Annotated in this window: 14 protein-coding genes; 11 read left to right on the forward strand and 3 right to left on the reverse strand. The window is 63.6% G+C overall.

Annotated features, from left to right (window positions below):
* Positions 1 to 1099, reverse strand: a 1099-nt coding sequence (gene coxB / locus E3U23_RS05730) for a cytochrome c oxidase subunit II (protein ID WP_279350267.1), incomplete at its 3' end; no start/stop codon positions are given.
* A 198-nt stretch (positions 1100 to 1297) separates the two neighbouring features.
* Here coxB and pyrE point away from each other — a divergent pair.
* The 10 genes from pyrE to E3U23_RS05780 are packed head-to-tail and all read left to right on the forward strand — an operon-like array spanning position 1298 to position 7877.
* Entirely contained in the window at positions 1298 to 1879 is a 582-nt protein-coding gene (gene pyrE, locus E3U23_RS05735) for an orotate phosphoribosyltransferase (RefSeq protein WP_279350268.1), read from the forward strand.
* Complete coding sequence (locus E3U23_RS05740; RefSeq protein ID WP_279350269.1) at positions 1876 to 2616, forward strand: pyridoxine 5'-phosphate synthase; 741 nt, start codon at positions 1876 to 1878, stop codon at positions 2614 to 2616. Before pyrE ends, E3U23_RS05740 begins: the two co-directional genes overlap by 4 nt.
* Before the next feature lie 4 nt (positions 2617 to 2620).
* The gene (locus tag E3U23_RS05745) at positions 2621 to 2902 is read left to right on the forward strand and encodes a pyridoxal phosphate biosynthetic protein (protein WP_279350270.1); all 282 of its coding nucleotides are present in this window, start codon (positions 2621 to 2623) and stop codon (positions 2900 to 2902) included.
* Complete coding sequence (gene acpS / locus E3U23_RS05750) at positions 2899 to 3300, forward strand: holo-ACP synthase (protein WP_279350271.1); 402 nt, start codon at positions 2899 to 2901, stop codon at positions 3298 to 3300. Before E3U23_RS05745 ends, acpS begins: the two co-directional genes overlap by 4 nt.
* A complete protein-coding gene (gene lepB, locus E3U23_RS05755) occupies positions 3297 to 4169 on the forward strand; it encodes a signal peptidase I (RefSeq protein WP_279350272.1) in 873 nt (290 codons plus the stop codon). Before acpS ends, lepB begins: the two co-directional genes overlap by 4 nt.
* Positions 4170 to 4181: 12 nt before the next feature.
* Entirely contained in the window at positions 4182 to 5315 is a 1134-nt protein-coding gene (locus E3U23_RS05760) for an AI-2E family transporter (RefSeq protein WP_279350273.1), read from the forward strand.
* Positions 5305 to 6540: a DUF3089 domain-containing protein gene (locus tag E3U23_RS05765; RefSeq protein ID WP_279350274.1), complete on the forward strand. Its 1236-nt coding sequence runs from the start codon at positions 5305 to 5307 to the stop codon at positions 6538 to 6540. The genes E3U23_RS05760 and E3U23_RS05765 overlap by 11 nt, the downstream gene beginning before the upstream one ends.
* Complete coding sequence (gene ruvX / locus E3U23_RS05770; protein ID WP_279350275.1) at positions 6519 to 6995, forward strand: Holliday junction resolvase RuvX; 477 nt, start codon at positions 6519 to 6521, stop codon at positions 6993 to 6995. The genes E3U23_RS05765 and ruvX overlap by 22 nt, the downstream gene beginning before the upstream one ends.
* 41 nt (positions 6996 to 7036) lie before the next feature.
* Positions 7037 to 7489: a PaaI family thioesterase gene (locus E3U23_RS05775; RefSeq protein ID WP_279350277.1), complete on the forward strand. Its 453-nt coding sequence runs from the start codon at positions 7037 to 7039 to the stop codon at positions 7487 to 7489.
* Positions 7482 to 7877, forward strand: coding sequence for a PaaI family thioesterase (locus E3U23_RS05780; RefSeq protein WP_279350279.1), 396 nt, complete (start codon positions 7482 to 7484; stop codon positions 7875 to 7877). Before E3U23_RS05775 ends, E3U23_RS05780 begins: the two co-directional genes overlap by 8 nt.
* A 2-nt stretch (positions 7878 to 7879) precedes the next feature.
* Here E3U23_RS05780 and E3U23_RS05785 read toward each other — a convergent pair whose 3' ends face one another.
* Positions 7880 to 10078 carry a transglycosylase domain-containing protein gene (locus tag E3U23_RS05785; RefSeq protein ID WP_279350280.1) on the reverse strand — a complete coding sequence of 733 codons (2199 nt, stop codon included), beginning with the start codon at positions 10076 to 10078 and terminating at the stop codon, positions 7880 to 7882.
* A gap of 49 nt (positions 10079 to 10127) precedes the next feature.
* Positions 10128 to 11120, reverse strand: a complete 993-nt coding sequence (locus tag E3U23_RS05790; RefSeq protein WP_279350281.1) for an AAA family ATPase — start codon at positions 11118 to 11120, stop codon at positions 10128 to 10130.
* A 19-nt stretch (positions 11121 to 11139) separates the two neighbouring features.
* Here E3U23_RS05790 and E3U23_RS05795 point away from each other — a divergent pair, with 19 nt between their 5' ends.
* Positions 11140 to 12018: an oxygenase MpaB family protein gene (locus tag E3U23_RS05795; RefSeq protein WP_279350282.1), complete on the forward strand. Its 879-nt coding sequence runs from the start codon at positions 11140 to 11142 to the stop codon at positions 12016 to 12018.
* Positions 12019 to 12076 lie beyond the last annotated feature (58 nt).

Here is a 12076-nt window from a genome sequence, read left to right on the forward strand (position 1 = left end):
TCGGGTCGTGGGGGGCGGGGGAGCTCCCCCCCCCCGCCGCTCCGGGAACGGCGCTTTCCGGTTCCTGAATGGGCGCGGCGCTCGGGTTGGCTTCTACGCCTTCCTCGTCGGCACCGGCGATGGATCCGCCCTGCGCGAGAACCCATGCATTGTACTGGTCCATCGGCAGCGCTTCCACCGCGATCGGCATATAGGCATGACGCGCGCCGCAAAGTTCGGAGCACTGGCCGTAATACACGCCGGGCTGGTCGATCTGGAGCATCTTTTCGTTCAGGCGGCCCGGCACGGCGTCCAGCTTGAACCACAGGCTTGGCACGGCAAAGGAGTGGATCACATCGGCACCGGTTGTCTGCAAGCGGATCGGAACGCCGACCGGCACGACCATGCGGTTGTCGACGCCGAGCTGATGGGGCTCACCCGCAGCATCGGCCTCTTCCTTGGTCAGCATGTTCGAGATAATCTCGAAATCGCCGTTGTCGGGATAGGAATATCCCCAATACCACTGATAGCCCGTCGCCTTGATGGTGATCGCGTCCTTCGGCGGCGCCTTGTACTGCTTCGCGATCAGCGTGATCGACGGGATCGCAATACCAAGCAGGATGAGCGCCGGCACCACGGTCCAGACGACCTCGACCAATGTGTTATGGCTGGTCTTCGACGGCACCGGATTGGCGCGCTTGTTGAAGCGGACGACGACATACACGAGCAGAGCGAGAACGAATGCGCTGATTGCCAGCATCACCCATATCAGACCGACGTGGAGACCGTCAGCAAACCTGCCGGTTTCGGAGAACTGGTTCTGTACGTTCCAGTCGCCATAGACCGGTTGACCCTTGCCAGCTTCGGGACGCATCTTCGTATATGCGCCGCTTCCCGGAGCAACCGCATCGGGATCCGCGACATCCGCCGCCGCCTCGCGATCGACGCCCTCAAGGGCGGCTGCGGGCGTCTCTGCCGGGATCGGCGCGACCAGATCGTCAGACTGCAGCGGCTCCTGCGCAGACACGGATTGCCCGGCAAATACGAGAAGTACCGCCGCCGCAAGAAGGACTGCGATCCGCTGAAGCTCTTTCAGGGAGCCGGAAATCTGCATGGTCATCGAACTCTTTCGTATGTCATCTCGGTCGGACCCATGCCGAACGGAACTACCGATACGCGAGGTACGGTTCTGTCGCAAAGGTCGGATATGGGCCGCCTATACGCAGGCTTCGCGCATCTCTCAAGCTTCGGTCGAGAAAAAGATAGGGTATGCGTACCCCTTGCGCAAACCGCACTTTGGCGCTTTGTGCGGCCCACGATGACCGACGAAGACATTTTACGCGAATTCCGTAACTGCGAAGCCCTCCTTGAAGGGCACTTCCTGCTGTCGAGCGGGCGGCATAGCGGGCATTATCTCCAATGCGCGCGCGTGCTGATGAATGCCGATCGCGCCGCAAATCTGGCGCGCGCGACTGTGCAAAAAATCCCGCGCGAGATCAGGAATGCGGTCGACCTCGTGGTGAGTCCCGCGATGGGCGGCGTGATTATCGGGCACGAGGTAGGTCGCGCCCTTGGCAAGGATGCCGTGTTTCTCGAGCGGCCCGACGGCGAGTTCCATTTGCGCCGGGGTTTCCGTCTGGAACCGGGCGCGAAGGTTCTCATGGTCGAGGATGTGGTGACCACCGGTCTTTCCAGCCGCGAAGCCATCGCGGCCGTGGCCCGGGAGGGCGGCGAGGTGATCGCCGAATGCGCGCTTGTCGACCGGTCGGACGGCGGAGCCGATCTCGGCGTACCGTTCTTCCCCTTGGTCGATATCTCCTTCCCCACCTATACCGAGGCCGAGGTCCCGGCAGAACTGGCCGCCATACCGATCACCAAGCCGGGCAGCCGCGCGTCTTGACCCATCCCCTCCGCCTGGGCGTGAATATCGATCATGTCGCCACCATCCGCAATGCGCGCGGCGGCGACCATCCCGATCCGGTTCGCGCGGCGCAGATCGTGGCGAGTGTCGGCGGCGACGGCATCACGGCGCATCTGCGCGAAGATCGCCGACACATTCGCGACGACGATCTGCAGCGCATCCAGGATGCGACCGCGCTGCCGCTCAACCTCGAAATGGCGGCGACTGAGGAAATGCTCGATATCGCGCTTCGCCACATGCCGCATGCCGCATGCATCGTCCCGGAAAAGCGTGAAGAGCGCACGACGGAGGGCGGGCTCGATGCTGCGGGCTTGCACAACACCCTGGCCCCGATCGTGTCAAAGCTGAAAAATCACGGCATTCGCGTCTCGCTCTTCATCGAGGCGCAGGAACGGCAACTCAACGCCGCACTGAAACTCGGCGTGCCGGTCGTCGAATTCCATACGGGCGAATATGCACATGCGCACCTTGCGGGCGATAGCGAGCGGACCCAGCGGGAACTGCGCCGTATCGCCGACATGTCCGCCCTCGCCGCGAAGAACGGGATCGAACCGCATGCGGGCCACGGGCTGACATACGAGAACGTACAGCCGATCGCCGCCATTCCGCAGCTCGCCGAACTCAATATCGGCCATTATCTCGTCGGAGAGGCGGTCTTCGTCGGGCTGGAGCAGGCCGTGCGGCAAATGCGCGAGTTGATGGACGAGGCGCGCTGACACGATGGCAGGGGATACCGGCAACGGTCTGAGCAGGCAGGATAAGTTGTGGGCGCTCGCCGCGGTCATACCCTTTCTCGTCAGCCTCGCCGTGCTCGGCATCGCTATCAACCGCGGCACATTCCTCGAATTTGCGATCGGCTGGCCGTTGATCCAGGCGCTGTTCTATCTCGGTGCGATCAAGCAGGCGGGCGGCGCAATCGATCATCCGCTGGTCAAGACGCAGGTGATGCTTCACTGGATGATGCTTGCCCTTCTCATTGCCATCATAGCGAGAGCGACATGATTATCGGCCTCGGTTCCGACCTCTGCAATATCGAGCGCATCCAGAACTCGCTCGACCGTTTCGGCGAGCGATTCGAGAACCGCGTCTTCACCGACAAAGAGCGCGCGAAGGCGCGGCGGCGGCCCTTCACCATCGCTGGGACCTATGCGAAGCGGTTCGCCGCGAAAGAAGCATTTTCCAAAGCCGTGGGTACGGGTTTTCGGCGCGGCGTCTTCATGAAGGATATCGGCGTCGTCAACGCACCCAGCGGCGCGCCGACGCTGGAACTGGCGGGCGGCGCGGCGGAGCGGCTTGCCGAAATGGTGCCGGCAGGCCACGTGGCGCGTATTCACCTCACCCTCACCGACGATCACCCATGGGCGCAGGCCTTCGTCATCATAGAAGCGCACCCGGAATGAGCAGCGACGCCGCGACCATGTCCCGTAAATCGAAAAGAGAGACTGCCGACGAGAAGGTCGATTGGCTGGGCGAAATCCGCGGGCTTGCGCTGATGCTGCTCGCGGTGTTCGCGTTTCACAGCTTCATCGCCAAACCGTTCTACATTCCATCGGAATCCATGCTTCCCAACCTTCTGGTCGGCGACCGGCTAGTGGTGAGCAAGTACCCATATGGCTGGAACTGGTCGTCGATCAGTTTCCATCTCGCACCGCGCGGCGCTTGGCGCATCTTCGGTTCGACGCCGGAATATGGCGATATCGTCATTCCCGTTCATCCGCAGCGTGACGAGGATTACATCAAGCGCGTGGTCGCCCTGCCCGGCGACCGCATCGCCGTGCGCAACGGCCAGATCGTGCTGAACGGTACACCGATCGAACAGAAGGTCGAGCCGGCGCTGGACCTGCCGATCGATGCGAATTCGACCTGTACCGGTTTCGGGGATCCCACGTTCATTGTCGCTGGCGACAATGGCGAGCGCGTCTGCCGCGTACCCGTCTACCGCGAAACGCTGCCGAACGGCGCCACCTATCTGATCATCGATCACCTCAACCAATCGCTGGACAACGTCCCCGAGCAGGTCGTGCCCGACGGCAGCGTCTTCGTGATGGGCGACAACCGCGACCATTCCGCCGACAGCCGCGAAACCTTCGATCCGCGTGGGTTGCTTGGACCGGTTCCGCTGGAGAATATCGGCGGCCGGGCGGAGTTCATCACATTCTCCCTCGATGGAACCACATCCCTCAATCCGGTTTCATGGTTCACCAGCTTGCGCAGCGGCCGTGCTTGGACCACGCTGCGCCCGGCGCGGGTCGAGCCGACCGGCGAATAGGGGCGAATACTTATGGCCGAGGAAGAACTTTCCGTAGAGGACGAGGACCTCGGTAGCAGCCCATCGCGGATCGACGATCCGGAAGTGCGAAAGGAATTTACGCGCGCCATCGTCTGGACGACGGTCGTCGGCCTGACCTTGCTCGTCGTTTACATCGCCCGCCCCCTTCTGGTGGTTTTCGGCGCCCTCGTCTTCGCGGCAATGATCGATGGCGGTTCGCGTCTTCTGGCCCGGATTCTCCCGATCAGACGCGGCTGGCGGGTCGCGATCGTTCTCCTGCTCACGCTTCTGTTCTTCGCTTGGCTGTTCTACTTCGCCGGGACGACGATCTCGCAGGAAGCGGCCCAGTTTCCCGCCCTTATCGAACGGCAGGTCAACGACCTCCTGAACTGGGCGCAGTCGCAAGGTTTCGACGTCAGCGCGCGACAGCTCGAACGTTACGCCGGAAGCATCGGGTCCGGCATATCGACCGTGACGGCGGCCCTCACCGGGCTCGCCGGCGGCCTCACGACGGTCGCACTCATCCTCATCATCGGCATTTACGTCGCGGTCGATCCGACTTTGTACGAGCGCGGCATCGGCTGGATGGTACCCCGCGGAAAGCGGCACGACTTGTACGAGACGCTGGCGGAAATGGCTCGCACGTTGCGGCGCCTGATGGCCGGTCGCCTGCTCGGAATGGTGGTGGAAGGCATACTGACCTACATTCTGCTGAGTTACGGCGGCATCCCGTTCGGTATCGATTCCGTACCTATGGCGTCACTGCTCGCGATCCTGACAGGTCTGCTCGCCTTCATCCCCAATCTCGGCGCGATCATTTCCGGTATCTTGATGGCGCTCGTGGGCTTTTCCGGCGGAACCGACATGGGCATTTTCACGCTGGCGGTCTATCTGCTGGTACAGAATTTCGACGGCTATATCGTCATTCCGATGATCGCGAAGAAAACGGTCGATATCGCGCCTGCTCTGGTATTGGCGGCGCAGCTCGTCATGGGCATTCTGTTCGGCGTCATTGGCATCTTCCTCGCCGATCCGATGCTTGCGATGATCAAGGTCGCGCTGCAACGCCGGGCGGAGCAGAACGACAAGGCCGCGACACATCGGCAGCAAACCGGCCAATCACCATCCGAGGCCCATGGCGCGTAAATTCCTATACGTCATCGCGATCATCACCGCGCTGATCATTGCCGGCGCGATCGCGCTCGCGATCTGGTCGAACGAGGCGACCAAAATTGCCTTCGTCCCGCGCGGCGAGTTCGTCGAGCAGGAACCGCTCGCAGACAATGCCTATCAGGACCCCGCGATGTGGTATTCGCGGCCCGGCATCGGGACCGACGATCCGGCGCGCTATCAACCCGCCATCGCGGAACCGGCGGACGATCCCGCCGAAAGGGAACCCTCGCCCGAAAACCCGGCCGCCGAGCGGAGCATGGATGCACCATCCGCGCTCGCGACGGCGGGATCACGCCACGGCGAAATCGTCGACGCGCAGGAAACGCCGAACTTCGCCGTCTTCTTCGTGCCGCCGACCAGCTACATCCAGGCGGGCGGCGACTGGAATGCCACGCTGACGGATGCAAACACCAACAACCGTGCGCGCCTGTTCCTTCGCGGGCTCGCCAGTCCGTTCAATCGCGCCGACGAGATCTGGGCGCCCAAATACCGCCAGGCCGCGGCAGGGGCCTTCCTTACCGACCGGCCCGAGGCGACACGCGCCATCGATGCCGCCTATGCCGACGTCGAACAGGCGTTCGAATATTTCGCCGCCAACGTCGAACCCGGCAAACCGATCGTACTGGCCGGTCACAGCCAGGGCGCGCTCCACATCCTCCGCCTGTTGCAGGAGCATGTCGAAGGCACCGAAATGATGGGCCGCATCGCCGGGGTGTATGCGATTGGCTGGCCGATTTCCGTGGAGCACGATCTGCCCGTGCTGCCGCTTCCCGCCTGCGCAGCACCCGATCAAGCGGCATGTATCGTATCGTGGAGCGCTTTTTCCGACGATGGCGATCCCTCGCTCATCATGGAACGATACAAGACCACCCCCGGGTTCGATGGCGAACCGCGCGGCGAGGGGCCGATCCTGTGCGTCAATCCGCTGACCGGTTCGACCGGCGGCTCCGCTCCGGCAAGCGCGAATCTAGGCACATTGATGCCGAACGAGGACCTGTCGTCGGGCGAGCTGATCGCGGGAGGCATACCGGCGCGCTGCGACGAACGCGGCCTATTGCTGATCGGCGAAGCACCCGAGTTCCCCCAAGGCGTTCTCCCCGGCGGGAATTATCACGTCTACGACATCCCGCTGTTCTGGAAGAACCTGCAAGAGGACGTGCTGCGGCGCGTGAATGCGTGGACGCAAGCGCAGGCATAACCGATAACGCATTGCTCTTCGGCGACATGCTGCCCGATGGCGGCGTGCTGTTGGGCCTCGACCTCGGAACCAAGACCATCGGCGTCGCGACCTGCGATGCCGGTTGGCGCTTCGCTACGGCAGGCAAAACGATACCGCGCTCGAAATTCACAAAGGATGCCGCGATCCTGCGAACCATCGCCGCCGAGCGGAAGGCCGCCGGTCTGGTGATCGGCCTGCCGCGCAACATGGACGGCAGCGAAGGCCCGCGTGCACAGGCCAGCCGCGCCTATGCCCGCAATCTTTACGATACGCTCGCGCTGCCGGTCCTCCTCTGGGACGAGCGCTGGAGCACCAGCAGCGCCGAGGCGGACATGATCGGCCAGAAGATGAGCCGCGCCAAGCGCGCAGAACGCATTGATTCGCATGCCGCCGCCGTCATCTTGCAGGGCGCGCTCGACGCCCTCACGCGATAGGCTTGCCATCTGCGGGCGAGCCGCTCTATCGGCGCCCCTCCATGACAGAGCAGAACTTCGATCCAAAGGCGGCCACGCCGTTCCTGTGCAGCCGCGGCCATCCCGGCTGGCTCGGCCTCACCTATTCCGATCACGGGCCCGACTGGGTCGAACTCGAACTTCCGTGGCGCGAAGACCTGATCGGCGACGATGGCATGCGCGTTCTCGCCTCCGGCCCGATCCTGAGCCTGATGGACATGGCGAGCGGCCTCGCGATCTGGCGCAAGATGGATGCCTTCCAGGCCATCGCGACGCTCGACCTGCGGGTCGACTACGTTCGGCCCGCCCGGGAAGGCGCCCATGTTTTCGGCCGCTCACAATGCTACCGGGTGACGCGCAGCGCGGCCTTCGTACGCGGGTTGGCCCATGATGGGGATACCGAGGATCCGGTCGCGCATATCCAGGCGGTTTTCATGAAGATCGGCGGCGAGACACGGGAGTTGCCTGATGGTTGATGCTTTGACGCCCTACGCCGAAGCGCTCGGCATCGCGCTCGAACAATGGGACGGAGAAACGCCGGTCTACCGGGTCGAATTCGCCGAAACCGTTGAAGGCCGGCCTGAGCATTACCACGGAGGGGCAACCGGCGGGTTGCTCGAAACAGCCGGCTATGGCGTTCTGCGTGCCGAGCTGAAGAAGCGCGGCCGGGCGGCCATGCTGAAGCCGATCAACATTACCGTGCAATACCTCTCGGCAGGCAAAAGTCGCACGAGCTACGCGAAGGGCCGCATCACCAAGCTCGGCAGGCGCAGCGCGAACATCACGGTCGAGGCTTGGCAGGATGACCCCGCCCGCCCCATCGCCACCGCCGTCATGAACGTACTCATGGCCGCGCCGGACTGATCCTATCCGGCGGGTTCGCTCGCGAACGCGTCCTCGAAGTCCCGTTCCGCCTGGCGCTGTCGTTCCTCGGCCCGTTGGCGCGCGCGTTCGATGGCCGCTTCGTCGATGCCGACGCCCTGATCGTTGATCCGGACATCAACCGGGACGCCGTCGATCTCGGTCGAAAGAACCGCCTCGCCGTCCCGGATGCGCAGCCGCGTATTGCCTTCGCCAAGCGGAATGTCGCCCGTATCCGGCACATCGAGCGGTTCGACCGGGGTGCCCGGATCGGGCAGGCTGCGCGGTGCCTGCCGTACCGGAGCCGCATCGACGCCGAGCGCCTGCGTCAAGAAGTCGCGCCAGATGCGCGCAGGAAGCCCACCGCCGGAGATGCCGCCCGCAAGCGGCGAATTGTCGTCGTTCCCGACCCAGACCCCGACCACAAGATCGCCCGCAAAACCGACGAACAGCGCATCGCGATTGTCCTGCGTCGTCCCTGTCTTGCCGAAATTCGGCACGCGCAGCATGGCCGCCTTTCCGGTCCCATCGTTAATGGCGGACCGTAGCAGTTCCAGCATTTCGGTATTCGTCGAACGCGACATGGACGAAGGCCCATCGGTCAAACGCTGCCACCAGCTTTGTTCGGGCCGGGCGAAAGCGTGCGCTTTCACCGGATAGGCATTCGCCGCGATCCCGGCATAGGCGCTGGTCAGTTCCAGCAGCGACATGGTCGTAGTGCCGAGCGCAAGGCTCGGATCGCCTTTCGCCATCGGCGCGGTGATGCCAAGATCGCGCGCGGTTTCGATAACCTTTTCGCTGCCCACCTCGCCGATCAATCGCACTGCGGCGACGTTGCTCGACCGCGCGAACGCTTCCCGCAATGTCAGGCTGTCGGAATAGGCGTCACGGCTGTTCTTCGGGCGATAGCCGCCTTGCGTGATTTCGGTATTCTCGATCCGGTCGTCCGGCTCCCACCCGTCGCGCAGGGCGGCGAGATACACGAAGGTCTTGAAGGTCGAGCCCGGTTGCCGTTTCGCCTGTGTCGCGCGGTTGAACGGCGACTTTTCATAATCCTTCCCGCCGATCATCGCCACAACCTCGCCATTGGGCCGCATCGCGATTAGCGCGACCTGCGCCTCGCCGAGCGGTGCCCGCGACGTCACCCGGCGGGCGATCTCCTGCAGCTTGCTGTCGAGCGTCGTGGTGAGCGTTTGCCGGGCATAGCCGGTCTCGGCAAACTCGCGCGCTTCGGGCAGCGCCCAATCGGCGAAATATGTTCCGGTCGGCAGATCGCTTTTCAACCGGACATCGAGCGTGGGCGGCCCCATGCGGTCGGCCTCGCCCTGCGTGATATAGCCGGCATCGGCCATTGATTGCACCACCAGCCTCATGCGTGCCTCCGCCCGGTCGTAGTGCCGGGTGGGGGCATAGGCGGACGGTGCCTGAAGCAAGCCTGCCAGCATTGCCGCCTGGTTTGCCCGCAGGTTCTCGGGACGGCGGTAGAAGTAATGCATGCTGGCCGCGCGAAGGCCGTACACGTTGTCGCCGAAATAGGCGTTGGAGAGATAGCGCTCCAGTATCTCGTCCTTGGTCAGCCACGCTTCCAGCCAGAACGCGATCAGCGCTTCGCGGGCCTTGCGGGTCAGGCTGCGTTCGGGGGTGAGGAAGGTGAATTTAGCGAGCTGCTGCGTGATCGTGCTGCCCCCGCCCGTGCCGGTGATTGCCGCGCGTGCTATCCCTCGGGGATCGACGCCCCAATGCGAATAGAACCGCCGATCCTCGATTGCGAGAAAGGCTTCGACGACATGCGGCGGGAGCGTATCGATATCGACCGGCTCGTCGGTAATCGCGCCGTTACGGGCGATCGGCGTGCCGTCCGAAGCGAGCAGCGTGATCTGCGGTGGCGCGATCGGGCGGAGCGACTTGTTCAGCGGCGCAGTGACGGCAAGCCAAGCGATCAGGACGATGAACAGCGCCAAGAGCGCTGCGATGACCCGCACCGCCCACCAACGCTTGCGCCGCCCACGCCAGTGCGACGGCTGGAACCAGCGCGTCTGCCGCCGTTCTTCCTCGGCCAATGCGGTATCGACCGCACCCAGCCGAGTATCCCAGTGGTCGTAATCCGGCTCGCCCAGCCGGTCGTCGAGCGAGAAATAGCCGCGATGGCCCTCTGGCTCCGCCTCGTACTGCGAACCGCGCCGGAAGGAATCGAACACGCCCATCGCCTACTGTGCTACCTCAATAACACAGCCATGCATAGGGTGCCGAAGCTTAACCCTTGCCGACCACACTCTCAGGCAGGTCCTCGCCGAACACGCGCTGGTAGTATTCGGCGACCAGCATCCGCTCTTCCTCATCACATTTGTTAAGGAAGGAGAGGCGGAAGGAAAAGCCGACATCCTTGAAGATCGCGTAGTTCTGAGCCCAGGTTATGACCGTGCGCGGACTCATCACGGTGGAAATATCACCGTTGATAAACCCCTGCCGCGAAAGGTCGGCAACCTTGATCATGTCGGCAAGCAGCTTGGGATCGGTGTCGGGGTTCTTCGCCGCGACGATCTCCTGTTCGGTTTCGGCCGCCAGGTAATTCAGGCCGACGACGATGTTCCAGCGGTCCATCTGGCCCTGGTTGATCGCCTGCGTCCCGTGGTAAAGCCCGCTCGTATCGCCGAGACCGACCGTGTTCGACGTCGCGAACAGGCGGAAGTTCGGATCGGGCCGGATGACGCGATTTTGGTCGAGCAGGGTGAGCTTACCCTGCTGTTCCAGCACGCGCTGGATCACGAACATCACGTCGGGGCGACCTGCATCGTATTCGTCGAACACCAGAGCAACGGGGTGCTGAAGCGCCCACGGCAGCAATCCCTCGCGAAACTCCGTAACTTGCAATCCGTCGCGCAGCACGATGGCGTCGCGCCCGATTAGGTCGATGCGGCTGATATGCGCATCAAGGTTTATGCGGATGCACGGCCAGTTGAGGCGGGCGGCGACCTGTTCGATATGAGTGGATTTGCCGGTGCCGTGATAGCCCTGCACCATCACCCGGCGATCATGCGCGAAACCGGCGAGGATCGCCATCGTCGTGTCGGGCTCGAACACGTAGCTTTCGTCGAGATCGGGGGTGCGTTCGTCCGGCTTGCTGAAGGCGGGCACCTTCCAGTCGATATCGATCCCGAAGGTTTCGCGGACGTCGACCTCGGTATCGGGGGCGGACAGCGCGGTCTTGGCGGCCGCGTCGAAGCTCTTGTCGGTCATTTCGTTCATTGCGCGATGCGACCTAGGGATGATTCCGCCGAGCGCCAAGCCTATATTGGCGCTCATGCCCGCCCCCGATCCCATCGAATTTCTTCGCCAACAGATAATCGGCAGCGTCCGCGCGACCTTCAACGAAGGCAAGACGAACGCGCCCGCCCGCCCGCCGTCGGACGATGCCCTGTTCGAAAAGGACAGCCCGATCCGCCGCGTCCACGCCGACGTGGTGGGCATGATGGTCGGCGGGATACGTGGCCTGTTCCTGCAGATGCTGCACCCCCATGCGTTGCAGGGCGTGCTCGATTTTTCGAACTTCCGCAGCGACATGCATGGTCGCCTCAGCCGCACCGCGCATTTCATCACCGATACGACCTTCGCGCACCGGGATACTGCGATGGCGGCGATCGAGCGGGTCAACCGCATCCATACCAAGGTGAACGGCACCCTGCCCGACGGCACGCCCTATTCGGCCACCGACCCGCGTACCCTTGCCTGGGTCCATGTGGCGGAGGCAACCAGTTTCCTCGCCGGCTACATGCGCGTTGCCAAGCCGAACATGCCGAGCAGCGAGCAGGACGTATATTACCGCCAGTTCGCCGTCGTCGCCCGCGCCCTGAATGCCGATCCCGTGCCGACCAGTCGGCGTGAGGCGGAGGCGGTTTTCCGCGACTTGCGCGCCGACCTCTCTACCAGTCCGGAAGCGCGCGAGGTCGCGCACTTCGTCGCCACAATCAAACCCGAGGGCACCCCGCCGGCCCTGCAGAAGGCGATCGTAAGCGAATCCATCGCCCTGCTCCCGCCCTTCGCCCGTTCGATGTTGGGGTTAGAGATGCCGCCGCTGGGCGGCCTGCCTGCACGTGCCGCGACCTGGGGCGTCGGGCGAACGCTACGCTGGGCGTTTCGCCAATAGCGTTTTTTTTGCTGTGCCTTTCGGCGCAATTGAGACATCATCCGGCTCCGGTTGCCCT

Origin of the sequence: Erythrobacter litoralis, from assembly GCF_029760855.1 — a bacterium.
Classification (GTDB): Bacteria; Pseudomonadota; Alphaproteobacteria; order Sphingomonadales; family Sphingomonadaceae; genus Qipengyuania; species Qipengyuania litoralis_A.